Raw genomic sequence first — 23,851 nt, 5'->3', positions numbered from 1 at the left:
TGTGGGTGTGAGCAGCAGGGCGATCGAGATCCTTCGACGCGCTCTCGCATTCGTGCAAACGACAAGGAGCGCATCGTGAGTTACGAAATCAAGGGGATCCGTAAAATCGCCCTGCTTTACACGGGGGCCGTGGTATGGACCCCAACCTACCTGCTTCCGTTCAACATCGAGGAATCGATGGCCCGGTTCGGACTGTCCGAAAGCAGCGCTGGATGGCTCGCGTCCGCGGTGCTTCTCTGTCTTTCGCTTTCCATCGTCATTTTTGGACGGCGCATGGCGACGTTGAACAAGAGAGCGGGCGCACTGATTGCGGCGGCGCTTGCCGTTCTGTCGACCTGCGCGATGTTTTCGAACAATTTTTATGTTTTTGTCGCCGCCAGGCTGGTTCTCGGCGTCACCTTGGGTGTGAGTTGCGTGTGTGCGTACGGTGTGATTGCGCACGTCAAGCACCCGGAGAAGGTCGCGGCTCAAGTCGCTGTGGCGATGGCCGTCATATTTTCCCTCGCGATGTATGTCGTGCCGGTCGTGAATGCGAAGGTGGGGAGCATCGGCGTGGATGCCGTCCAGCTCGCCATTGTCGTGGTAGCGCTGTTTTTCGGCGCGTTCATGCATCCCGCCATCAACGCAAGCGAGGAAGGCGTCGCGAAGGATGCGATCAGATCCAGCGATGTCCGCGGGATTCTGGTCAGCGCATTCTTCATCTACGTTTCGCAGACGGCCCTCATGGGGTTCGCCGCGGAGGTCGCGGCAACCCGTGGCGTCGAGGCGCAGCAACTGGGCATTCTGTTCATGATCAATGCTGCCGCTCAATTGCCGGTGGGCGTAGCGGTTTCCTGGTTGGGTGATCGTTGCGGACTGTTCAAGCCGATCGCCTTCGGGCTCATCGTGTTGATCGCATGCAGCCTGGGCATGTATTGCGTGGGCGGTAAATGGGCGTTTCTCGTGTCGACGGCCCTGATCAGCGCCGGTGCGACGCTGGTTGCGCCGTATATGGTGGCGGCGCTGTCAAAAATGGATTCCAGCGGCAGAAGCACCGCGACCTGTGCGTCGGCAATCAATTTGGGCTTGGCAGTCGGCCCCGCGATTGCCGGAACGGTGTTCAGTGTGGCCGGTTTGCGCGCGGTTGGCTGGCTTTCCGTCGGGTTGCTGGTGGTGCCGATTCTGCTGACCAGCGTTGCGATCCGACAGTTCAAGTCGAGACATTCCGAAGCTGCTGTCGCGTGACGCGTGAGGCGGAGCCATCAACAGACGCTGCGACCGCACCACGCAGCGGGGCTGCTGCCTGACACGGCAGTGCGGAACCGTCCGGTATCGGTCGGACCATTTCGCGCCGGGAGGCGATGCAGGAAATGGCGTGAACGCGGTTGAGCTCAAGCGCTAATGAAGTTCTCGACTATCACTGGATCTCTTCATGGAAATCAAATTTTATCTTTATTGTCTTGCCGATCTCACCTTGATAGTGACTTCGCTGATATGTGGAGTGAAGTATCTCGTTAAGAGAAACGGTCTGCTCGGGTTCGAGTCGCTGGTCGTGACGTTCTCCGCAACGAATTTGATGATCAATGCCTTGACGGGAAATCCCGATTTTTTTGAAATTTCTATTTTTTGTGACGCGTTTTCCAGAGGATTCGGTGTGCCGGTTATCACCATTGCCGCGATGATGGCTGTCACGCACCGATACAAGCCGTCGATTTTAGGTGACGTGATGTATGTGGTAGGCGCACTGGTGGGAACTGTTGTTTTGTGGGCAGCGGATTTCATGATCGGACCCAAGCCGTATTTCTATCTGGTGATGTGGTCCTTGTTCTCGCTCTACCTGGTCTACGTCATCAAGAAGTTGATAGACGCGGGAGAGAACCGGAACGCTGCGAGCGTGACGCTGGCACTGGTATCCACGCAGATCATCGCGAGTATCTACGACTTCTATCACATACCCGGAGATAGCGACCACATGATTTTCTACACACTCGCCATGTTCTCCTGGTCGTACATGTCCGTCTCACTGTATTTCGCCTATTGTGCTTTGGAGCGCGCCCAGGAGGATGAAATAAAGCTCAATCGACGCTATGCCGTTGGTGCCATGCGTCGACATCCAAACTAGTTGTCGTGCCCGACGAAGCGCCTTGATTCCTCATGCAATGGAGAAGGAGAGGCGCAGGTCGGTCGCGGGCCGAGTTCGAGCTACGGGATGCCGGGCGACGTTGCCCGGCATCACGGCGATGGTGGGATGGTGAGCAGGACTCCGGCTGTTTGCCGGCCGGGGCGGCCCAGTGTCGAAGGGCTTCGGGTTCGAACCTAACAAGACGGAACGCACATGTCCTGTGGGCCAACCTTATTGGGTCGAGTCGTAATGCTCGATATGGTACAGAACCATGAATCCCGGGCTCAATACGAAAAATATCCCGGCGATAAGCGAGATTGCGATGAATAAGCGCTTCACCATGATCAGCCTCCGTGGTTGATGAGCTGAATTTGAAAGTCATTTTTTGCGAACATCCCGGGAACGCAACGCCATGTTCGTGTTCCCGGGATGAGACGCATTGATTCAGACAACTTCGAACAAGCCGGCCGCACCCATTCCGCCGCCTACACACATCGATACAACGACGTAGCGTGCACCGCGCCGTTTGCCTTCGATCAGGGCATGACCGACCATGCGCGCGCCGGTCATCCCGTACGGATGGCCGATAGAAATGCTGCCGCCGTTGACGTTGTATCGCGCGGGATCGATTCCCAGCTTCTCACGGCAGTACAGCGCCTGGCAGGCAAAAGCCTCATTGAGCTCCCACAAGCCGATGTCGTCGGTTTTGAGGCCATGAAGCTCCAGAAGCTTGGGGATCGCATAGATGGGACCGATGCCCATCTCCTCCGGCGCATTGCCGACGACGGTCATGCCCCGATAGATACCGAGAGGGGTGGCCCCGATCTGCTCGGCGGTTTTTCCGTTCATCAGGACGCAGGCGCTTGCACCGTCCGAAAGCTGGCTCGCGTTACCCGCCGTCACAACGCCGCCGTCGATTACCGGTGCGAGCGTGGCCAGCGATTCGAGCGTCGTGCCGGGACGATTTCCCTCGTCCTGCGTGAGCGTGACCTCATGCCTCGACGTCGTGCCGGTCGCTTTGTCGACGACCAGCTTCTGTGTCGTGATCGGGACGATTTCGCGCGAGAAGCGGCCGGCGGCTTGTGCGGCGGCAGTGCGGAGCTGGGAATCGAGTGCGTACTGATCCTGGACGTCCCGCGAGATCCCGTACTTGCGGGAAACGAACTCGGCGGTCTCGAGCATCGGCATGTAGGCCGCGGGTTGCGCGGCCAGCACATTGGGGTCCTCGTCGGCGCGGGTCCACTCGAAGTAGCGCGTTTGTACCGCCGAGATGTTTTCCTGGCCGCCCGCCACGACGACCTGCATCCCGTCGCACATGATCTGCTTGGCAGCCGTCGCGATTGCCATCAGGCCGGACGCACATTGCCGGTCGAGTGTTTGCGCAGCGACGCTGGCAGGCAATCCGGCTGCCAGCACGCCGTGTCGGGCGATATTGCCGCCGGCGGTCCCGGCGTTGAGTACAGAACCGATCACGGCGTCCTCGATGCGATCCGGCTCGATGCCTGCACGCAGTACCGCGTGCCGGATTGCGTGCCCGAGCAGAGTGGGCGAGTGCGTGAGGTTGAATGCCCCGCGATATGCCTTTCCGATGGGCGTACGTGCGGTGGAAACGATGACAGCATCAATCATACGGTATCCTTATAGATGAAACGATGAAGACGAAATGGAGACGTTACGTCCAGGTTAGAACCAGTGTTCGGGCATGGTGAGCGGGGTCGTCTCCACCGGATCGAGAACGGCGAGCCACGCACCCACCTTGGGCATTTCCCATCCGAAGAAGTAGTCGCACGTGGCGAGTTTGCCGCGATGAAAGTCGGTTCCCGTCGGGCCGTCCTGGAGTGTGGCGGCCACAATTGCTTGATCAAGCCAAAGCCAGCCGACGACCACATGCCCGAATGCTTCGAGATAGGCAGCCGCATTCGCCAACTGGACATCGGGGTCATCGAGCTTGTGCAACGTGTCGGTGACGACGCGGATGCGCTCCCATGCGCTTTCGAGCGCGCCGGCGTGACGCTGGAGCGACGGAGTCGACCGCGCCCTGGATACCGTCGCGGCGATCCTCCTGTCGAGAGTCGTCATGGCGACACCGCCGTTTGCGCGTGCTTTTCGACCGAGCAGGTCGAGCGCCTGAATGCCGAACGTGCCTTCGTGTATTGGATTGAGTCGGTTGTCGCGATAGAACTGCTCGACGTTGTATTCGCGCGTGTACCCGTATCCGCCGTGAACCTGAATGGCGAGATCGTTGGCGACGAGGCCCCATTGCGATGGCCAGCTCTTGACAACGGGAGTGAGCAGATCAAGCAGATGATGTGCCTCATCCCGTCCGTCGGCGTCTTCCAGAGAATGGATATCGTCGCTCAGACGGGCCGCGTACAGACACAACGCCAGCGCGCCGGACACATAGGCCTTTTGCGCCAGCAACATGCGCCGGACGTCGGCATGACGGATGATGGGAATCTGCCCGGATGTGGGCGACCGGTCGCCGCGTGGCCGGCCCTGCGCGCGGGTCTTTGCGTAATCGAGCGCGTGCAGGTAGCCCGTGTATCCGATCGAGGCCGCGCTGAGTCCGACAGAGATACGTGCCTCGTTCATCATATGGAACATGTAGGCCAGCCCTTTGCCGGGCTCACCGACTATCTCGCCGATTGCGCCGGCCTCACCCTCCGGGCGGTAGCGTCCCTCGCCGAAATTGAGCAGGCAGTTCACGGTGCCGCGATACCCCATCTTGTGATTGATGCCCGCCAGCGCGACATCGTTTCGCGGGCCCGGCAGGCCGTCGGGGCCGATCAACTTGCGCGGGACCGTGAAGAGCGAGATGCCCTGGATTCCCGGCGGAAGCTGGCCGTTCTCGTCGGGAATCTTCGCCAGCACCAGATGGACGATATTCTCGGCAATCTCGTGATCGCCGCCCGAAATCCACATCTTGTTGCCGAACAGGCGGTAGCGGCCGTCCTTGCTCGGGACCGCACGCGTGCGGATATCGGCCAGGCTCGACCCGGCTTGGGGCTCGGACAGACACATCGTGCCGAAGCATCGACCTTCCGACATCGCCTTGACGTAATGCTCAACGCGCTCCCGTTCGCCGTGGGCCATGAGCAGATTGGCATTGGCGATGGTGAGAAACGCATAGCCCGCGGTGCCGGGATTGGCGGCAAGCAAATAAGCCATGCCGGCTCGCTCCACGGTGCTCGGCAGACACATGCCGTTCCATTCGGCGGGGAACGACGCGCTGATCAGGCCGGCGTCCGAAAATGCGCGCAAGGCGGTACCGACTTCCGGATTGATGGTGACGCGTTCTCCGTCGAATGCGGGTTCGTTGCTGTCGTTTTTCTTGTTATGCGGCTTGAAGAGATCCGTGGCGAGCGATTCGTAGACATCGAGCACGGAGGTGTAGTCGATTCGGTCTTGCCCGGCATATCGTTGCCGGCGAGCGAGAGACTCGACCTGCAGCCAGTCGAAAAGAATGAACTCCACGTCGCGACGGGAGAGGGTGAGTTCGCTAGTCATGGAATAGAGGAAGTTGGCTTCTGCTGCTTTCGTAATCGTCCGGATCTCTTCAATGAACTGAGGGATCCGCTGTGGAGCGCTGTCCAGGATTTGTCATGCAGCCGAATGCTCCTGCGCATTCGCCGAGGTGACGCGGGCCTTGGTGAGTTCGAGATCGCCCTGGGCCGCCCCGGATGAAGGAACGGTCTCGCCGTTCCGGCTCGTGACCTCGTCAAGGCGCTGGGCGAGCTGGTGAACGATCTGGTCGCCAGTTCCGAGATGGATGCCGGGTGTCAGCGTGATATGTGCGGCCTCGAAGCTGCCTGCACCCGCGCACAAGATCATTCGACTCGGTGCGTCTTCGCCGGCAAGTACCGCTACCGCGGGGCTGACCGACGCAGGTGACAGCGTGTCGAGAGTGTCCGCCGACATCAGGCCTTCGAGCATGCGTGTCCCGGCCGTTGGCGCAAGGCAGTTCACACGAATGTCGTATCGCTCGCCTTCGATGGCCAGTGTCTGCATCAGACCTACGAGCGCCATCTTTGCGGCGCCGTAGTTCGATTGCCCGAAATTGCCGTACAAGCCGGACGACGACGTCGTCATCACGATGCGGCCATACCGTTGCTCCCGCATGGTTTCCCACACGGCCTTTGAACAATTGACCGCTCCCATCAGGTGCACGTCGATCACCGCACGAAAGTCGTCGAGCGTCATCTTGCTGAAGCTCTTGTCGCGCAGGATGCCGGCATTGTTCACCAGGATGTCGACCCGGCCCCATTGCGAAAGTGCTTGGTCGACCATGCACTGGACCTGTTCGAAATCGGTTACCGATGCGCTGTTCGCGACGGCCTCGCCGCCGGCTGCGACGATTTCGTCGACGACCCGCTGTGCGGCCGTGGCAGAGCCGCCGTTGCCGTTTACGTCGCTGCCCAGGTCGTTGACCACGACCTTTGCCCCCAATCGGGCAAGCAGCAGTGCATGCTCGCGGCCGAGGCCTGCGCCGGCGCCGGTCACAATCGCAACACGGTTCGTCAGATCAATCTTCATGGGTTGTCTCGTTGGTAGTGTTTATGTAGCGGCCTGGGAGTGTGAATAGTGAAATCCGGAGGGGAGTTGCCCGCTCCGGATCGGTTCAGGCCTCTGTTCGTGGCTTAAAGACCGAGGTGCGTTGCAATATCGTCGTAGTCGACTTGCCACAGGCCTGGCGTTCCAGCCGGATATTGAGAACGGAAGCCGATGATTCGCTGGACGCGTTTCGACAGGCCTCTCACGATGTCCATATCCACGATGAACGGATACGCTTCCTCCGGGGTCAGGTAGGACGGCTGCATCGGCAGCGTGAGCCCGCGTCGGCGCTCGTTTTTCGTCACGTTCGCACCGCCGCCATGGATCACCTTCCCGCTAAACAACAAAGCGTCGCCGGCATCCATCTCGGCGGCGATGGTCATTTCGGGCGTGGCCTTGCTGTTGAAGTAGTCCTCGTCCCAGTTTTGGCTCCCCGGAATAATTCGGGTGGCGCCGTTTTCCTCGGTGAAGCGCGTAAGGGCGATCATCAGGTTGGTAAACACCGTGGGACCGTTGACTCCGAGCGCGCACAGAGGCGGGAAGTTACCGACATCGCGATGCAGCATTTGCGCGGTGTTCCCGGGGCCGATGTCGATCACCTGAGCGGTCGACAACCACCAATCGCCGGACTCTTCTCGGTATAGCACTTCACCGAGCGCATGAAAGAGATCGTCGTCGAGCACGCTGCCGAAGGTCTTGCTGTGCGTGATCATGTTCGTCAGGCGCTTTGTATGCACGCCGTGGAATTCCTTGATCAACTCATTTTCGTGTGACGATCCTTCGCGAAGCCTCTCGAGCGGACCGTCGACCTCGCGATTGACGTTCGCGACCTGTTCTTGCGACAGATAAGCCTTGATTCGAACTCCGCCGTACTGATTCATCAGCGATACGATCTCTTGGGCGCTAGTCGTCTTTGGAACGATAGGGAGAGAGTCCATATGGTTCCGAATATTTTTGCTCATTAGTTCCTCGACGTGGTACGAGTTGGTCAATCAAGACGGTGTCGCTTTCCGAATCCTGAATCACGGCATAAAGCGAAATAGCGGAAGTGGTCGTGTGATCCTGTATGTCCTGGCTTGTGCGCGATAGGCAACGGAATGCGCGCTCGCCACACCCCTGTCTCGATAGCCCGGAGGCTACGGCTCGATGCCGGATATGACACACATGGAATCTGGTCGCGGGAGTATCCGGTGATTCCGTGTGTTCCTGGAATTTGGTCAAGTGATCAAGTCACACGACAAGAAAATTATCACCGTGCATAGCTAGGGTCGATCATGGTTAACCCGTTCGCTTTCCGAATGATTTTCCATTGATGGACATCGGTCAGCGCCAGCGTGTATGTGGGAAATGAGTTACTCGCTGAGCGTGAGGCGGCGTTTGGATCCGGTCGACGGATGTTCGGGCGTGTGGCGGTGTCGTTTCGAATGGAAAGACAAAATTTCTCATCCGGCCCCGGTCAAAGATCGACCGGAGCCGGATGGGAGGAGGCGACGGCAAACAGTGCCGGCCGGAATCGAGAAGCTAGTCGCTCGAGTGAGGGAGAGCGGTGGTGAGGTTGTTCAAGTGCGCGATTGCTCTTCTCAACAAATTGCAATCTGCATGACCGTCGTCACCGTCATGCGAACACGTCGGCAACATACCTGCCATGCTCGCGCTCCATCGTGTCGATCCATGCGTGAGCGCTTTCGTCATTCGCGCCAGTTGCGTCCTGGTAAATCCGACCTAGCGTGGCACGTACGGCGGGAGCCATGTTCTTGCCATCCCCGCATACATAAACAGTGGCGCCTTGCGCAAACAGCGCGGTGATTTTTTCCCGCTCGAGCCATACTTTGTCTTGGACGAAGCGAGCACCTGCCTCCGGGCGGTTGGAATAGGCCGGCATCACTTCGACCACCCCCAAGTTAGTCCACTCCTCGAGCTCGTCGCGATAGAGAAAGTCGACGTCGGGGTCGTCGATTCCGAAGAAAAGCAACGACGGGCCGACGTTTTCTCCCCGCTGTTTCTGTATTGCACGCTCTTGCAGAAAGCCGCGGAACGGGGCAATACCGGAACCCGCGCAAATCAAGATCATCGGAAGGTTTGATTCGACTGGTGGCCGAAAGCGCGCATTCGACGGCCTGACCGAAACGGACACACTGTCACCCGTGTCGAGTCGCGCGAGATACGACGACGCCACCCCTTCGTGACGGCCGTTGCCCGAGAGTGCCGGTGCATCGACTACGGCGACCGTCAGTGTCACGTGATCTGCTTTCCAGAGGGGAGACGACGAGATCGAATACTGGCGTGCTTTCAACGCGGGCAGCATGTCGAGGAACTTGTCGAACGACAAATCGACGGAGCCGAAGCGTTCGAGCAGATCCATGACGGTCGTTCGTTTTTCCAGAATCTCGGATTCGAAATCGCCCGTGCTCAGGCGTTCGAGCTCGACCTTCTCGGGCGGACAGCGAGTGGCGGCGGCCAGAATGGAGACTTGCGATCGAGTGGCCGGAACGGCAAGTTCAACGTAGCTCGAAAGAAGCTCGCCGCAACTGATTGCCTGGCCGAGCGGAAGGCGCGGATTGCTCGATGTCCCGTCGATGACCACTTGCGTGTCCCAGCTCAGGCGAAACCGGCGCAAGACGCGATCGACGTTCCGTTTGGAGTTGCGAGGCAGAACGGCCAGATAGTCGCCGGATCGATAGGTCATCGTCTCCGGCAGCTTCAGTTCCATGTGCTTCTTCGACCGGCTTCCAGGCACACGAATATCGACGAGCTCTCTATTGTCGATCACTGTCGCGTGCGTCATATCGTCAACGCTGAGCAATTTCTCGCGAACGTTATTCAGGAAGCTGACGTTGAGTGCGGCATTGTTGTTTTGCGCAACCGACGTATCCTTCCCGAAGCTGATCGCAAAGCGATTCCAGAGCTCGGCGTACCATCGATCAAACTCGCCAAAGAAGTCCCCGCCCGAATCCAGCTCGCCTCTGGCGTGAACGCGCGTGGCGCCGGCTTTTTCGAAGGCTGCGTCAACGCGCTTGGGGATCGCCTGATACGTTCTTGCCCACTGCTTGTTGCCGCATCCAAGAACGGAAAATTTGACTCCGTCCAGCGCCCCGTCGCTCATCGCCTCGATATAGGGGAGAAACGAGATCGCATTGTCGGGCGGCTGGCCTTCGTAGGAAGCAGTAACGACTACGATCGCAGGAAATCCGTCGATCTTTCCTGCGAACGCGTCCAGAGGAGCACAGGTGGCATGAAATCCGTGGCGACCGGCGTCGCCTGCAATGCGGCGAGCGAAAGATTCCGACGAACCCGTGTTCCCGCCAAACAGGACCAGCATCTTCGACGCGTCCTTGTCGGAGACCGACGGAGCCTGATCGACGTTCGGCGTTTCGATGCTCGCGCGCACGCGAAGGCTGTCGTTCGAGATCTTGCGCGCGCCTCGCGCCCGAGGCCGCACGTTGATACGCAGGCCGGTAGGCTTGAGCGTAAGGGTTTCGGCGACTTGCAGCTCGTAGTTCGGATCGGCGAAGGAAAAATCGAATCGCTGGAGCAGCATGATCAGAACGAGGTGCGCTTCCTGCATTGCAAACGGCCGGCCGATACATGCGCGTGCGCCGTTGCCGAAGGGTTTCCACGAATTCGGCGGAAGTTTTTCCGCATTCTCCGGTTCAAATCGCTCGGGACGAAATGCCTCGACGTCCTCGCCCCAGACGCTTACGTCGCGATGCAACATGGGCGTCAGGATCATGATGATGTCGTTGGGAGACACCGGATATTTCCCGCCGAACGTTGTGTCGGCGAGTGGAGTGACGGCGAAAGCCGGGGCCGTCGGCCAGATCCGCAACGTTTCCATCAGGATTTGTTCGATGTAGCGCAGCCGCGCCAGGTGCTCGATTCGTGGTGTGTCGTTGCCGACGACCTCGTCGACCATGTCCCGTGCTCGTTGCAGAACGTCCGGGTTCTTGAGCAGGAAATAGGTGGCAAAGGACAAGAGCCCGCTCGTCGTTTCATGCCCGGCGATGAGAAACGTGATCATCTGGAAAACGATATTCTCGTCATCGAGCTTCTCGCCCGTCACCGGATCGACACCGTTCAGCATCCGGTCCAGCAGGTCCATCGCTTCTTCGTTGTCGTGCGGGTTCTTCCGCCTGTCTTCGATCATTTTGGTCGCGAGCGATCGCATGAGCTCGATATCCGCGTCGAACTTGCGACTCCGGTTGAGCATCAACTTCGACACCAGTTTCGGTCGCAACTCGCGCTTTCCGGCCTCGCTAAGAGTATTGACCATGGCATCTACGAACGGATGCTGGTCTTCGCGGTAGAAGCTATTGAAGCGACAATCGAATGCACATAAGGCGATTGTGTCGAGCGTCAGGCGAGTCATGTGGTCGGACACATCAACAGCGGTCTCCGGGCCGAATCGTTCCCAATAGAGAAACATCTGGTCGGCGATGTCGACCATCTTGTCGAACATGGACCAAATGCTGAGTGGGCCAAACGACTGCATCAATACACGATGCGCTTTTGCCCAGTTCGGTTCGTCGCTGAATGCCGTGAAAAGGCCATCCCCGATGGCCGGTCTCAGTTCAAGCAGAGATTGGTGTACAGATTTCCGAAACCTGCTCTCGTCGCACACCTCATCGACGAGTGCTTGTCCGCTTACAACGTAGTAACCTTGTCCGAACACCTCGAACCAGTAGACCGGCCCGTAGGTTCGTGCGAGGTCCATCATCTTTGCGAGTGGCGATGGCCCGAGAACTTCCATCAGATGACCGATGATGGGCTTCAGAGGCGGCTGCGGAACGAGGGCGGAGGATTTCATTTCAATAACCTTTCACGAGGACATGTCGAAGCGTCGCATCTCAATCTATTGAACGAATGTAAAATAGACAAAAAGACGTGTCCAGAGCTTTTTATGCCACCTGATGTAAGCCCTAATCCCGCCGATCCACGCTTTCAGAGAAGTTACGATTCCCTCGTCCGTGCCGTGACGGAGCTGCTCGACGAGGCGCCCCTGAGCAAGCTCAGCATTGCTCAACTGGTGCAGCGTGCAGGTATCGCTCGCCCCACTTTCTATCAGCACTTTCCCGACCTTCAGGTTGCTGCTCAGCGGGCGGCGTTGGCGAGGCTCGAGAGTGCATTCACGTTCGTCGAGGAGCAGGGCAAGCTGCTGAACCCGTCGAACGTCGCGTTTGTCAAGTCGATGGAAGTGGAAACGGCGCTGATCCTTCAGCATTTGCTGGCCCATGAGTCTTTCTATCTGACCGTATTCAACGACGCAGCGACATCGACGTTTTTTGATGACCTCATCACGTTCGTCGCAGGTCGCATCCTCCCGCCCTATGAAGGAATCCGAACGGAAGCGGAAGGGGATTGCCTGACAGTGCTGGGTGGTGGCTTGGTCTGGACGGCGGTGCACTGGCTTCGCCAGGGTCCCGCGCGGCAGAATCCAGAGGCGATGGCGAAGCGAATGGCAAATACATCAGCGACGATCCTCGACGCTTTCGGTCTTACTGCCGGGTTCGCCCGGGGCTACTCAAATTAGTCGAAGGTGGATGTACGGGACGCGGTCAAATTGTTCCGCTTGTGGCGTTCAAGTGCCGAGTCGAAGTCACGTCGAATACAACGAAATGAATGAAAAATGCGGGAGGCGGGCTCGCAGGGAAGTGAGTGTGATTTTAGGTTCACCCCCTGCCGCCGCACGCAGAATTGGCGCAACCTTAGTTCGTCGAACATTCAACGTCAGGGGTGCGGTTTACCCGCTTGCCGCCGTGAAATTGCCGTGCTAATTTTTCATGAAATTTCACGGCGTAATTTTCACGGAAGTCCGCATGTTCGTGCAGTCCGACCGTCACGTCGCAAGCTACTACGCCGGCACCTACCCGGCGCCGATCCCGCATCGTCCGGAACTGGACGAACGCATCGACACCGACGTGCTCGTCGTCGGCGCGGGGTTCAGCGGGCTGCATACGGCGTTGCGCCTGGCGCTGGCCGGCAAGCGCGTCGTCGTGCTCGAAGCGAGCCGCGTCGCGTGGGCCGCATCGGGCCGCAATGGCGGGCAGGCGCTGCTCGGCTGGTCGTGCGACATGCAGCCGCTCGAGGATTCGCTCGGCCGCGACGGCGCGCGCCTGCTGTGGGACAGCATGCGCTGGGCCGCGGCCGAGGTGCGCGAACTGCCGGCCAGGCACGGTTTCGATATCGACTACCGGCCCGGCAGCCTGTGGGCAGCGGTGCGGCCACGGCGTGTCGCGATCCTCGCGCAGGCCCGCGACGAAGCGGCCGAGCGCTGGGGCTACGATCGGCTGCGTGTGATCGGCCACGCTGAAATGCCCGAATGGATCGGCGGCACGCGTTATCTTGCGGCGCTCTACGATCCCGAGGCCGGCCACCTGAATCCGCTGAAGCTCGCGCTCGGCCTCGCGCAGACGATCGAGCGCGCGGGTGGCCGCATCTTCGAGCAGAGTCGCGTGCTCGAGTGCCGCGAGACGGCCGGCGGTCACATTGCCCGCACGGCGCGCGGCGAAGTGCGCGCTGACGTACTGGTGCTGGCCTGCAACGCGTATGTCGACCGGCTCGATCGCGATCTCGCGCGCCGGTTGCTGCCGGTCGGCACGTACCAGGTCGCGACCGCGCCGCTCGCGCCCGATGTCGCCCGTTCGCTGCTGCCGCGGAACAGTTGCGTGATCGACAACCAGTTCGTGCCCGACTATTTCCGCCTGAGCCCCGACAACCGGCTGCTGTTCGGCGGCGGCTGCACGTATCTCGGCGGCATTCCGGCCGATATCGCGGCGGCGACGCGCCCGCACCTCGAACGCGTGTTTCCGCAACTGGCCGGCGTGCCGCTCGATTACGCGTGGGGCGGCCATATCGACATCAGCATGCGCCGCACGCCGGACATCGGCCGCCACGGGCAGCGTTTCTGGCTGCAGGGGTTCTCGGGGCACGGCGTGCTGCCGACGCTCGCCGGTGCGCGCGCGGTGGCCGACGCGGTGCTCGGCGACGAACGCCTGCTCGCGCAGTACCAGCGCATCCGCAACCCGCGCTTCCCCGGCGGCGGCCGGCTCGCCGCGCCGCTGGAAGCGATCGGCAAGGCCTGGTACCGTCTGCGCGATACCGTCTGACTGCATCGGAACTCACCATGAATGAACAGGAAGAGATAGAAAGCCTGGCGATCCTGATCCGCGACCTGCGCAAGCATCGCAAGGTCACGCTCAACGATCTCGCGGAACGGATCGGCCGCTCGGTCGGCTTTCTGTCGCAGGTCGAGCGCGGGCTGTCGCGCCCCACGGTTGCGGATCTCACCGCGATCGGCGAGGCGCTCGGCGTGCCGACCACCTATTTCTACAGCCTGAGCAAGCCGCGCAGCGTGCCGTGGGTGACGCGGCCCGACGAGCGGCGCACCGTGTATTACGCGGCCGGCATTACCGACATCCTCGTGTCGCCGAACATGCGCTCGCGCTTCTCGATCCTCGAAAGCCATCTCGCGCCGGGCGCGAGCAGCGGCGAGCGGCCCGTCGACGACAGCGACGAGCAGGGCGGTTTCGTGCTCGAAGGAGAACTGACGATCTGGATCGACGGCGACGATACGCCCGTCACGCTCGGCCCGAACGACGCATTCCAGCTTCCCGCGCACAAGCGCTTTCGCTATGCCAACCTGACCGACGCACCGACGCGCGTGATCTGGGTATTCACCTGAGTTGTCGGCGGGGCGGGCGGTGCTGCAGGCCGCCGCGCCACGCAGCCTGTTTGCAGTACTGATTTAAATGCGGCGTTCGTTGCCGAATGCGCCGCGTGAATCCGGTTCGCCGCGCTGCGGCACCGCCATACAAGACATGGAAAGGATGAGACATGGCTGACGTCGTTCCCGCGCTGGTCGCTGAAGTCCGCGCATTCCGGCAGGCGCACCCGGAGATCCGTTATGTCGACCTGATCTGCCTCGACCTGCCCGGACATTTCTACGGCAAGCGCTACCCGGTCGATGCGCTCGAAAAGGTGGCGGCCGGCGCGCTGCTGAAGCTGCCGCAGAACTGCATCCTGCTTGGCACGCAGGGCGGCCTCTACAAGATCGGCGACTACTGTTTCAACGACGGCGACCCGGACGCCGTGCGCCGGCTGGTCCCCGGCACACTGAAGCCGGTGACCTGGGAGAAGCAGCCGCTCGGCCAGATGCTGATCACGACGGACGGCACCGACGCGCCGGTCGAGTTCGAGCCGCGCGAGGTGCTCGCGCGCGTGCTGAAGCGGTTCGCGCGGCGCGGCATCCGGCCGGTCGTCGCGTTCGAGCTCGAGTTCTACCTGTTCGACGCGCAGCTCGAAGAGGGGATGCCCAAGTATCCGCGCGACCGCCTGTCCGATGATCGCGACGATCAGCCGAACATGCATATCGAGCGCCTGTCGCGCTTCTCCGACGTGTTGCACGAGATGGTCGACGTCGCGTGCATGCAGGGAATCGACGCGACCGTGATCACCGCCGAACTCGGGCCGGGCCAGTTCGAGATCAACTTCGGCCATTGCGACGACGGGCTGCGCGCGGCCGACTGGTCGGCGATGTTCTGCCGCAGCACGCGCGGCGTCGCGTTGCAGCACGGCTATCGCGCGAGCTTCATGGGCAAGCCGTACCTGCATGCGCCGGGCAGCGGGATGCACGTGCACGTGAGCCTTTACGACGATGCGGGGCGCAACTTGCTCGCGGCGGATGGGCAGCGGCCGCTGCGGCATGCGGTGGCAGGATGCCTCGCACTGCTGCCGCATTGCATGCCCGTGTTCGCGCCGAATCACAACGCGTTTCGGCGTTATGGTTCGATGGTGAACGCGGCGAGCCGCGCGAGCTGGGGCTTCGAGGATCGCGATGCGTGCATCCGGATTCCCGAGTCGGATGCGCGCAACCTGCGGATCGAACACCGGCTCGCCAGCGCGGACGCGAACCCGTACCTCGTGCTCGCGGCGATTCTCGCCGGGATGGAGCACGGGCTCGAGGCGAAGCTCGAGCCGATCGCGCCGCTCAACGAGGATCGCGGCAGCGGGATCGACTTTCCGAAGGAGATGCTGTCGGCCGTCGCGTCGATGCGGGATCATGCGGCCGTGCGCGAAGGGCTCGGCGGCGAGTTCGTGATGGTGTATTGCGAGAACAAGCGGCAGGAGGAACTCGATTTTCGCAACGAGATTGGGGCGCGGGAGTATCGGTGGTTCTTGTGAACGAATGCCGTCGCTTGCGGGGCTTGTCAGCCCCGTGCCTGCGTCATCGGCAGACCCGCTCCCCACGCGTTCGCGAGCGCTTCGATTTCGGCGACCGGATCGGCTTGTCGGGCAGCTTCATGCGTGTCGTTGCGGAACAGCCGGTGAGCGAACGCGCGTGCGCGTAGCGTGATCGCCGAGGTTTTCCGAGTGCGCCGCAGCGTGAACGCTGCGAGCGCAGCGTCGAGGTCGTTGCTTTGCCCATGCTCGTCGAGGCAACGCGCGAGATGCCACGCGTCCTCGAGCGCCTGGCAAGCGCCCTGCCCGGAGGTGGGGAGCGGCGCGTGCGCGGCATCGCCGATCAACAGCACATTGTCGCGGTGCCATACATCGACCGGATCGAGATCGTGCACGCGGATCTTCGCGATCGTGCGCGGCGGCGTCGCACGCATCACGTCTGCGATGGGCGCCGGCCAGCCGTCAAAGAGCCGTTCCAGCAGTGGGCCTGGATCATCCGGCGCCGCAGCGTCGCTGTTGCTGTCGTTGTCGTCGTCGTCGTCGTCGATATCGGCCTCGGCCCTGGCCGCCGCCCAGTACAGGCGATGCCGGTCCACCGCGACGATGCCGAATCGCTCGCGCTGGCCCCAGTAGTCGAATATCGACACTTCGTCGACCAGCGACACATCGCTCTGCGCCACGCCGATCCAGTTGACGAATCCCTGATAGACGGGGGTGGCGTCGCCGACCACATGGCGTCGCGCGACGGAGTTCATGCGTCCATCCGCACCGATCACGAGATCGGGGGCCACCGTCGCGCCGTTGTCGAAATGAACGACGGTGCGGCCGTCGGTGCCCGTGTTGATGGCCGTCGCGCAGTAGCCGAAGCAGACTTCGATGTCGTGCGCGGCGATATGCCGGGCCAGCACGGCCTGCAGGTCGCGCCGCAGGATCGAGCGCGTCGGGAAACCCATGCGGCGGTCGAGTTCGCCGATATCGAAACGCTTGAACGGGGTGCCGTGCCGGTCCATGCACCGCATCGCGTGCAGATGGCCGCTGACTGCGGCGATGTCCGGCAGGAGGCCGAGTTGCTCGAGCACGAAGCCGGCATTCGGCCATAACACGACACCGGCGCCCATCGTCGTCCCGGACGGCCTGCGTTCGTAGAGCCGTATCCGGTGTCCCTGCCCGGCAAGCGCAAGCGCGGTGCTCATGCCGGCCACGCCGGCGCCGAGAATGGCGATATCCATGTTGATGCCCCCGTAGGTTCGTGCGTGTGCTCGCGTCGTCGCGAGTTCGTGCGTCGACGGCCACGCCTTGACTGGATCCGCATCGTAAATTACGGTCGCGGACGGGATAAGCCGTGAAAAGCGGCGATCTTTGATACCTGAAACGGGATAATGATGCGCAGCAAGCTGGATCTGAACGCGGTGCGCGTGTTCGTGTCGGTCGTCGACGAAGGCAGCTTTGCCGGTGCTGCGCGTGTGCTGTCGATACCCGGTTCCAACGTGAGCCGCCATGTGGCGCAACTGGAGTCGAGGCTTGGTGTGCGCTTGCTGGAACGCAGCACGCGGCACCTGCGCATGACGGAGGCCGGGCGCCTGCTGCACGAGCGCGCGAAACCGATGCTCGATGCGCTGACGCTCGCCGAGTTCGAACTGACCTCGCAGCAGACGGAACTGCGCGGCGTGCTGAAGCTCTGCGTGCCCGGCGAAATCGGGCCGCGCATGCTCGGGCCGATCGTCGCGGAATTCGCCCGCCGCTATCCGCGTGTCGAAATCGACTGCGATACGAGCCTCGCAGGGGTCTCGACACTGCGCGACGATATCGACCTGTCGATCATCGTCAATCGCGGCAAGCTGGACGACAGTGCGTTCGTCGTCAGGCCGCTCGTGAGCCTGCCGAGCGTCGTCGTGGCGGCGCCGTCGCTGATCGAACGCACGGGCATGCCGACCCGGACGGAGCAGCTCAGGCAATTGCCGTGCATCACGACGTTGAGCACGCTGAAAGGGCAGCCGTGGCAGTTCGCCGACGGCGACGGGCGGATTCACAAGATACCGGTCGCCAGCCGGTATCGCGTCAATAGCGGCGAGATGGCGGGGCTGGCGGCGGTGAACGGGATCGGCTTCGCGATTCTCGTCGAACGAGGATGCGCGGCCGAGCTGGCCGCCGGGCGGCTCGTGCGCGTGCCGCTGGAGATGACGCCGGCGCCGCTCGAACTGCTGGCCGCCTATTCGAGCCGCAATTCGGTCAACGCGAAGATCCGCGAGTTGCTGCAGCTGATGCAGGCGCGCCTTGCAGTGAAAGAAGCGATGCCGTCATGACGTTCGTTTCGGCAACGCGCGCCAGTAACGCACTTCTTCGATCGGCACACCGTCGATCTCGAACGTCTTGATGTCGTCTTCGGCAACGAAACCCTCGCGTTCGTAGAACGCCCGTGCACGATGGTTCTTGACCAGCACCCAGAGCGACACCCACGCATGGCCCATGTCATGCAGTGCATCGCATGCATGGTCGACCAGCGCCGCGCCGACGCCTCGCCCGCAATGCGTCGGATGCAGGTAGATCGCTTCGATTTCGCCCCAGGCGCGATCCTTGTCGGTGTCGCGCGTCGGACCGAAGGCGATCCAGCCTGTCGGGCCGCTTGCCGCAAACGCGAGCGCGACGCGCGGCCGGCCGGCGTCGAGCGCATGGCGCCACGAAGCGGTGCGCTTTTCGACCGACAGGCCGGCGAGGAACGGGGCCGGCATGATGCCCGGGTAGGTGGCCTGCCACGATGCGACGTGGATGGCGGCGATGGCCGGGGCATCGGCGGGCGTGGCAGGGCGGATGTCGATGTTCATCGTGTTCGATGTCCTGTGTGCTCCGTCTGATCGGTTGCCGTGTGCGCGCCGTCGCGTGCGGGATTCAATTTGCAGGATCCAGGCTGCCGTCGATCGCAAAACGGTAGTGGATATCCACCTGCGATGCGTCGCCCGGCACGTCGGTTTTCTTCAGCACGAATTCGAACGCAGGCTCGAACCAGCCGTTGCACGGCACTTCGCCACCGAGGATCTCGACGCCATACCAGCCGTTGTCGATTTCAATCACGGGCCTGCCCGGTTCGCGGTAACGCGCGAGCAGCGCGTCGACCGTTGCGTCGTTGAAGCGTTCGAGAATCCGCCACGTGTAGAGCATGATCGAACGATGTTCGACGCGCAGCACGTACCCGTCGCGCCGATGCTGTAGGCGGCTTCCCGTCTTCAGCAGTTCGGGTGTCGCGTCGTCCAGCGTGAAGATGATCGTATACGGATGATTCTCGATGCCGGCCAGCGGAATGACGACGCCTTCGAGCACGGCGCGGTCGCCGCTGTCGCTCGTCGTGAACGCCGTCGCGACGTCGTCCGGCAGCCCCTGCCGTTCCTTGAAGCGCTTCAGCAGCAGGAGATCGCCGACGAGAAAGTAGTCGACCAGATCGTTGAGGACTTCAGGGAATGCTTGTCGCATCGCCGCTCCTTTCGCGGTGCCGAAGCGGAGGGTTCGCAAGGGCATGAAGCGCCGCGAAACGCTTCGCGGCGCGGCTCGCGCGAAGCCCTTACTCGCCGAGCTTCGACGTCACGCAACCTGTGCTCGAGCACTCGCGTTCACGCTCGCGCAGGAACGACAGCCGCAACTGCGTCATGTCGGTCGCGCACTGGAGATCCACGAGATAGCCGTTGTTGCGCGTCTCGCTGCACTGTGCGTCGCGTTGCTTCAGCCATGCGAGCTGGCCGGCCTTCAGCGTCGCCTGCTGGTCGCTGCTCAGTTGCTTGCGCAGGCGGCCGTACTCGTCGTTGAGGTCGCGGTCGGTCTGCGAGAACTGGGTGCTGCTGCAGTACACCTGGTCGAACGCGCTGTGCGGCTTCGCGCAGCCGGCTGCGTGTGCGGCGAACGGAACGGCAAGCGCGAGCAGCGCGCAGGATGCGAGCAGATTCTTCATTTTCATGGTGATGCTCCTGACTGGGTGAAAACCGTTGAGTCCGACGGGGGATGCCGTCATTTATTTCGGCGCGGTGCACGCGTCGATGCCGCCCGCGATCGCGGTGGACAGCGTCTGGATCGTCTCGCGTCGAGCAAGCCGCGCTTCCTCGTCCGGATTGACGATCACGCCGGCTTCGACGAGCACGGCCGGAATCGGCGCGGTGCGCAACACGACGAGATCGTCGAAGCGGTGGATGCCGAGTAGCGGGTCGATCAGCGGGCGATTCTCGCCGCGGATCGGCTGCGCGTGATACAGCGACGGCCGCTCGCCGGACGCGATCAGCCGCTCGGCGATCGCCTTCGCGCAACGCAGGCTTTCCGCATAGTGCGGATTGCGTTCCGACACGAACACCGAGAAGCCGCGGAATTCGCGCTGGCGGCCCGCGTCGATGAACTGCTGCTGCATCGAGTCGTGATGGATCGACACGAACAGGTTCGCGTCGGGCGCTTGCGTCGATCGCTGGTCGAGCGCAATCTCGCGGCCGTCGGCCGACGTGCGCAGCACGCGGTCGCCATGCGCGACGAGTTTCTCGGCGACCGCCGCGGACAGGTCGAGGTTGTACAGGTATTCGACGCGGCCGCTCGCGCTGGTGGAGCCTGGGTGAGCCGGCGTATGGCCGGTGTCGACGACGATGTATCGCCCGGAGGCGGGTGCGGTGTCAGCCGCATGCAGTGCGAGCGGCGCGCCGAGCAGCGGGGCGCAGGCGAGCATGCGCGCGGCGGCGCGCACGACCGGGCGAAGGCGTCGGATGGTTCGGTTCGTCATTGTTGTTGTCGAGGAGGGCATACGGCGCGTCGGGAGGGACGGCACCGTCGGCCTGCTCAAGGCAGTCGGAATGTCGGGCGATTATAGCGGGTGGCGGTGGCGCCGCAATGACGGATGACGACCGTCAGGCCAGCGCGCGCCGGGCGGCGAGCATGCCCCAGTACGACGCTTCCTCGAACAGCGACAGCCCCGACAGGTCGGCATGCGCGAACACGACCGGGCCGTCGGCATCGCGCAGCGCGAGCAGCCCCGGCCGGCTCAGGAAGCCGACATCGGGCGTCGCCATCGCGTGACCGCGCACGGTGATCTCGAGCGCCGTCGCGTGTTTCCACAGATCGCGCCCGTAGACGGCCTGCAAGTCGATCGCCGCCTGTTCGCGCAACGCGTCGGGTGGGGCCTGCGCGAGCCAGCGGCGCGTGTCGTCCGGTGCTTGCGTGCTCAACGCCTGGTACGCGGAGAACACTGAGCGCGTCGGCGGCGACATGCGGATCAGCTGGTGCGTCGACACGACATAGCCGAGCCCTGCGCCGTCGTAGACGACGTTGTCCCACGCGAGCGGCACGCCGGCTGCTTCGGCCGGCATACCGTCGAGCAGGAAGTTGGACACGAGCCACGGCGCGCGCGGCGGCAGGTCGCGCGCGGGATCGAAGCCGTACGCGGCAAGCTGCGGAAATACGCGCGCCGCGACGAACAGCGGCATCGCGCTGACGACGCGCCGCGCCTTCAGCACGAACGTCGACAGCGCGCCGTCGTTGCCGATGCGCGCACATAGCACGTCGACGCCGCCCGCGCGTTCGGTCGCGTGCACGGCGAAGCCGTCGCGCGACCATGCGTTCGAGCCGGTGCGCGCGGTGATCGAATCGCTCAGCTTCGTCACCATCGTGTGCAGCCCGTCGGGCCAGGTCAGCACCGCGCCGTCGCTCGCATCGCCGGCGTGACCGCCGCGCGACGAGAAATAATGCAGGCCTGCCCACGCAGACACGTGCTCGTATCCCGCGCCGTAGTCGTCGCGGCAGCAATAGTTCAGGTACCAGTGCAGCGCCTTCGCGGTGTAGCCCTCGTCGAGCAGCCACTGGCGGAACGAGCGCCGGTCCAGCGCGCGCCAGCGCGGGTCGCGCGACGATTCCGCGATCGGGATGCAGAACACCTTGCGGCCATCGGCGCCGCGCGCGCTGCGCAGCCCGTCCGTGTACGCGAAGAAGCGGGCCTGTTGCGCGAGCTCGTCGGCGCCGAGGCCGGCCGTCGGCACGAGGCCGTCCTGCCACTGCCCGGCGATGAAGAGCCGTTCGTCGGGCGCGTGGACGAGCACGCGCTCGTCGTACACGGGGCGCGCGGAGAACGGCGCCGATTCGATCACGCCGAGATCGGCGAGCATGTCGCGCAGATGCGCGGATTCGAGTGATGGCAGCGGCAGGTAGTGCGCGCCTTTCGGATAGCCGAGATCGCCGAAGCGGCCGCCGGCCGCGTTGCCGCCGAATTCGGGGCCCGCGAGCACCGTGAAGCGCTTGTGTCCCGCGCGCGCGAGCTGCCATGCGCATGACAGCCCGGCAGCGCCCGCGCCGAGGATCGCGATGTCGGTCTCGATCGAGCCGGACGGCGGCGGCAGCGTCGCATGGTCGCGCAGCGCATGGCCTTCGCGCATGCCCGGGTAGTCGACACGCGGCGTCGTCTCGATCCAGCCGGTGCGCCCGCAGGCGGCGAGCGACGCGGCCGCCGACGCGACGAGGAACGTGCGGCGGTCCATCAGCGCAGCACGTGTTTCCAGTCGTCGTCGAAACGGCGCACGAGCGGCTGGTCGTTGAGTTCGTTCGGCGTCATCGGCAGCGCCGGCATGTCGGCCGGGAAGTGGAACATCTCGGCGGCCGTCTGCGCGTCGAGCCAGCGCGTCGGCACCGAGTAGTGCGTCGGCACCGTGAAGTCGCGGCGCTTGCCGGCGATCACGAAGCCCCAGTCGCCGAACGACGGCACGTAGCAGTGGTACGGCCACGTGTTGAACCCGGCTTCATGCAGCGTCGCGATGATGGTCCAGTACGCGTGCGGCGCGAAATACGGCGACGTCGACTGGATCACCGCGTAGCCGTTCTCCGACAGGTGGCGGGCGAGCAACCGGAACACGGGCACCGAATACAGCCGGCCGAGCCCGAAGTTGGTCGGGTCGGGGAAGTCGACGACGATCGCGTCGTACACGTCGGCATTCGATTCGAGCCAGCGCACCGCATCGTCGTTGATCACGTGTACGCGCGGGTCCTTCAGCGAGCCCTGGTTCAGCTTGACGAGCGGTGCGGACGTCGAGAACAGCTTCGTCATCGCGGGATCGAGATCGACGAGCGTGATCTGTTCGAGGTTGCGGTGCTTCAGCAGTTCACGCACCGCGAGGCCGTCGCCGCCGCCGAGCACGAGCACGCGCTTCGCCCACGGCAGCGCCTCGATCGTCGGGTGGATCAGCGCCTCGTGATAGCGATGCTCGTCGCGCGACGAGAACTGCAGGTTGCCGTTCAGGTACAGCCGCATGTCGTCGTGCCACTGCGTGAGCACGATGCGCTGGTACGGCGTCGTTTCCGAATAGATCGTCTCGTCGCCGTACACGCCGTGCTCGGCCCAGTGCGTGATGCGGTCCGACAGCGCGAAGCCCGCGACGAGCAGCCCGATCACGAGCGACGCGCGCATCAGCTTGCCGCGCACGTTGCGGATTTCGTCGCGGAACAGGTGCGTCGTCCACAGCGCGACGAACGCGTTCAGGAGCCCGAACAGGAAGCTCGTGCGCAGCAGGCCGAGACGCGGCGCGAGTACCAGCGGGAAGATCAGCGACACGGCGAGCGAGCCGAGATAGTCGAAGGTCAGCACTTCGCTGACGGTATGGCGGAACGCCTGGCGCCGCTGCTGGAACGCGCGCATCACGAGCGGGATCTCCATCCCGATCAGCAGGCCGAGCGCCAGCACCAGGGCATAGAGCGCCGCGCGAAACGGCGCGGCGAGCCACGCGAACACGGCAAACAGCAGCGCGGCCGATACGCCGCCGAGCAGGCCGACGAGCAGCTCGATGTCGACGAAGCGGTCGAGCACGTCGTCGTCCTCGACGAACTTCGCGAGCCACGAGCCGATCCCCATCGCAAACAGGTAGCAGCCGATCACCGACGAGAACTGCAGGATCGAATCGCCGAGCAGGTAGCTGGACAGCGCGCTGCTGATCAGTTCGTAGCCGAGCCCGCACGACGCGAGCACGAGAATCGACAGGACGAGCGCGCGCCTATGCAGCATGGTGCGTCCGTTGTGCAGCGGTC

General features: G+C 62.9%; 19 protein-coding genes. 7 read left to right on the top strand and 12 right to left on the bottom strand.

The annotated features are described in order from the left end of the window. The first annotated feature begins 75 nt into the window (after positions 1-75). Both LGN17_RS08335 and LGN17_RS08330 read left to right on the top strand, forming a co-directional pair. Positions 76-1,224 carry an MFS transporter gene (locus LGN17_RS08335; RefSeq protein WP_226195861.1) on the top strand — a complete coding sequence of 383 codons (1,149 nt, stop codon included), beginning with the start codon at positions 76-78 and terminating at the stop codon, positions 1,222-1,224. Positions 1,225-1,411: 187 nt separating this feature from the next. After that, a complete protein-coding gene (locus LGN17_RS08330) occupies positions 1,412-2,101 on the top strand; it encodes a hypothetical protein (protein ID WP_226195860.1) in 690 nt (229 codons plus the stop codon). Between the two features lie 444 nt (positions 2,102-2,545). Here the strand turns inward: LGN17_RS08330 and LGN17_RS08325 are convergent, their stop codons facing one another. The 5 genes from LGN17_RS08325 to LGN17_RS08305 all read right to left on the bottom strand — a co-directional run bounded on the left by LGN17_RS08325 (position 2,546) and on the right by LGN17_RS08305 (position 11,456). Further along, the gene (locus LGN17_RS08325) at positions 2,546-3,730 is read right to left on the bottom strand and encodes an acetyl-CoA C-acyltransferase (protein ID WP_226195859.1); all 1,185 of its coding nucleotides are present in this window, start codon (positions 3,728-3,730) and stop codon (positions 2,546-2,548) included. A 54-nt stretch (positions 3,731-3,784) separates the two neighbouring features. After that, positions 3,785-5,608 carry an acyl-CoA dehydrogenase gene (locus tag LGN17_RS08320; RefSeq protein WP_226195858.1) on the bottom strand — a complete coding sequence of 608 codons (1,824 nt, stop codon included), beginning with the start codon at positions 5,606-5,608 and terminating at the stop codon, positions 3,785-3,787. A gap of 93 nt (positions 5,609-5,701) precedes the next feature. Next, positions 5,702-6,634, bottom strand: coding sequence for an SDR family NAD(P)-dependent oxidoreductase (locus LGN17_RS08315; protein ID WP_226195857.1), 933 nt, complete (start codon positions 6,632-6,634; stop codon positions 5,702-5,704). A 104-nt stretch (positions 6,635-6,738) separates the two neighbouring features. Further along, entirely contained in the window at positions 6,739-7,614 is an 876-nt protein-coding gene (locus LGN17_RS08310; protein ID WP_226195856.1) for a phytanoyl-CoA dioxygenase family protein, read from the bottom strand. A gap of 653 nt (positions 7,615-8,267) precedes the next feature. After that, positions 8,268-11,456, bottom strand: a complete 3,189-nt coding sequence (locus tag LGN17_RS08305; protein WP_226195855.1) for a cytochrome P450 — start codon at positions 11,454-11,456, stop codon at positions 8,268-8,270. A 165-nt stretch (positions 11,457-11,621) separates the two neighbouring features. On the opposite strand from LGN17_RS08305, the gene LGN17_RS08300 reads away from it, so the two are divergent. The 4 genes from LGN17_RS08300 to LGN17_RS08285 all read left to right on the top strand — a co-directional run bounded on the left by LGN17_RS08300 (position 11,622) and on the right by LGN17_RS08285 (position 15,829). Beyond that, positions 11,622-12,179 (top strand): TetR/AcrR family transcriptional regulator, encoded by a 558-nt coding sequence (locus tag LGN17_RS08300; protein WP_319000814.1) that lies wholly within the window; start codon positions 11,622-11,624, stop codon positions 12,177-12,179. 286 nt (positions 12,180-12,465) lie between these two features. Next, positions 12,466-13,755, top strand: coding sequence for an NAD(P)/FAD-dependent oxidoreductase (locus LGN17_RS08295; RefSeq protein WP_226195853.1), 1,290 nt, complete (start codon positions 12,466-12,468; stop codon positions 13,753-13,755). Between the two features lie 17 nt (positions 13,756-13,772). Further along, on the top strand, positions 13,773-14,330 hold the full coding sequence (locus LGN17_RS08290; RefSeq protein WP_021163465.1) for a helix-turn-helix domain-containing protein: 558 nt from the start codon (positions 13,773-13,775) through the stop codon (positions 14,328-14,330). A gap of 152 nt (positions 14,331-14,482) precedes the next feature. Further along, positions 14,483-15,829 carry a glutamine synthetase family protein gene (locus LGN17_RS08285; RefSeq protein ID WP_226195852.1) on the top strand — a complete coding sequence of 449 codons (1,347 nt, stop codon included), beginning with the start codon at positions 14,483-14,485 and terminating at the stop codon, positions 15,827-15,829. A 26-nt stretch (positions 15,830-15,855) separates the two neighbouring features. Here LGN17_RS08285 and LGN17_RS08280 read toward each other — a convergent pair whose 3' ends face one another. Next, positions 15,856-17,055 carry an FAD-dependent oxidoreductase gene (locus LGN17_RS08280; protein ID WP_226195851.1) on the bottom strand — a complete coding sequence of 400 codons (1,200 nt, stop codon included), beginning with the start codon at positions 17,053-17,055 and terminating at the stop codon, positions 15,856-15,858. 153 nt (positions 17,056-17,208) lie between these two features. On the opposite strand from LGN17_RS08280, the gene LGN17_RS08275 reads away from it, so the two are divergent. Further along, positions 17,209-18,129, top strand: a complete 921-nt coding sequence (locus LGN17_RS08275; RefSeq protein WP_226196445.1) for a LysR family transcriptional regulator — start codon at positions 17,209-17,211, stop codon at positions 18,127-18,129. Here LGN17_RS08275 and LGN17_RS08270 read toward each other — a convergent pair. From LGN17_RS08270 to LGN17_RS08245, 6 genes are all read right to left on the bottom strand, one after another. Then, on the bottom strand, positions 18,124-18,648 hold the full coding sequence (locus tag LGN17_RS08270) for a GNAT family N-acetyltransferase (RefSeq protein ID WP_226195850.1): 525 nt from the start codon (positions 18,646-18,648) through the stop codon (positions 18,124-18,126). The two genes, LGN17_RS08275 and LGN17_RS08270, sit on opposite strands and share 6 nt — an antisense overlap. A gap of 64 nt (positions 18,649-18,712) precedes the next feature. Further along, positions 18,713-19,291 carry a hypothetical protein gene (locus LGN17_RS08265; protein ID WP_226195849.1) on the bottom strand — a complete coding sequence of 193 codons (579 nt, stop codon included), beginning with the start codon at positions 19,289-19,291 and terminating at the stop codon, positions 18,713-18,715. Between the two features lie 88 nt (positions 19,292-19,379). Then, positions 19,380-19,769 carry a lysozyme inhibitor LprI family protein gene (locus LGN17_RS08260; protein WP_226195848.1) on the bottom strand — a complete coding sequence of 130 codons (390 nt, stop codon included), beginning with the start codon at positions 19,767-19,769 and terminating at the stop codon, positions 19,380-19,382. A 54-nt stretch (positions 19,770-19,823) separates the two neighbouring features. Beyond that, positions 19,824-20,570 (bottom strand): N-acetylmuramoyl-L-alanine amidase family protein, encoded by a 747-nt coding sequence (locus LGN17_RS08255; RefSeq protein ID WP_226195847.1) that lies wholly within the window; start codon positions 20,568-20,570, stop codon positions 19,824-19,826. Between the two features lie 124 nt (positions 20,571-20,694). After that, positions 20,695-22,314: an NAD(P)-binding protein gene (locus tag LGN17_RS08250; protein WP_226195846.1), complete on the bottom strand. Its 1,620-nt coding sequence runs from the start codon at positions 22,312-22,314 to the stop codon at positions 20,695-20,697. Continuing rightward, entirely contained in the window at positions 22,314-23,828 is a 1,515-nt protein-coding gene (locus tag LGN17_RS08245) for a polyamine aminopropyltransferase (RefSeq protein ID WP_226195845.1), read from the bottom strand. Before LGN17_RS08245 ends, LGN17_RS08250 begins: the two co-directional genes overlap by 1 nt. Positions 23,829-23,851: the final 23 nt, after the last annotated feature.

Origin of the sequence: Burkholderia sp. AU30280, from assembly GCF_020420125.1 — a bacterium.
Taxonomy (GTDB): domain Bacteria; phylum Pseudomonadota; class Gammaproteobacteria; order Burkholderiales; family Burkholderiaceae; genus Burkholderia.
The sequence above is the reverse complement of the archived record's forward strand: the minus strand, read 5'-3'. Positions and strand labels throughout refer to the sequence as shown.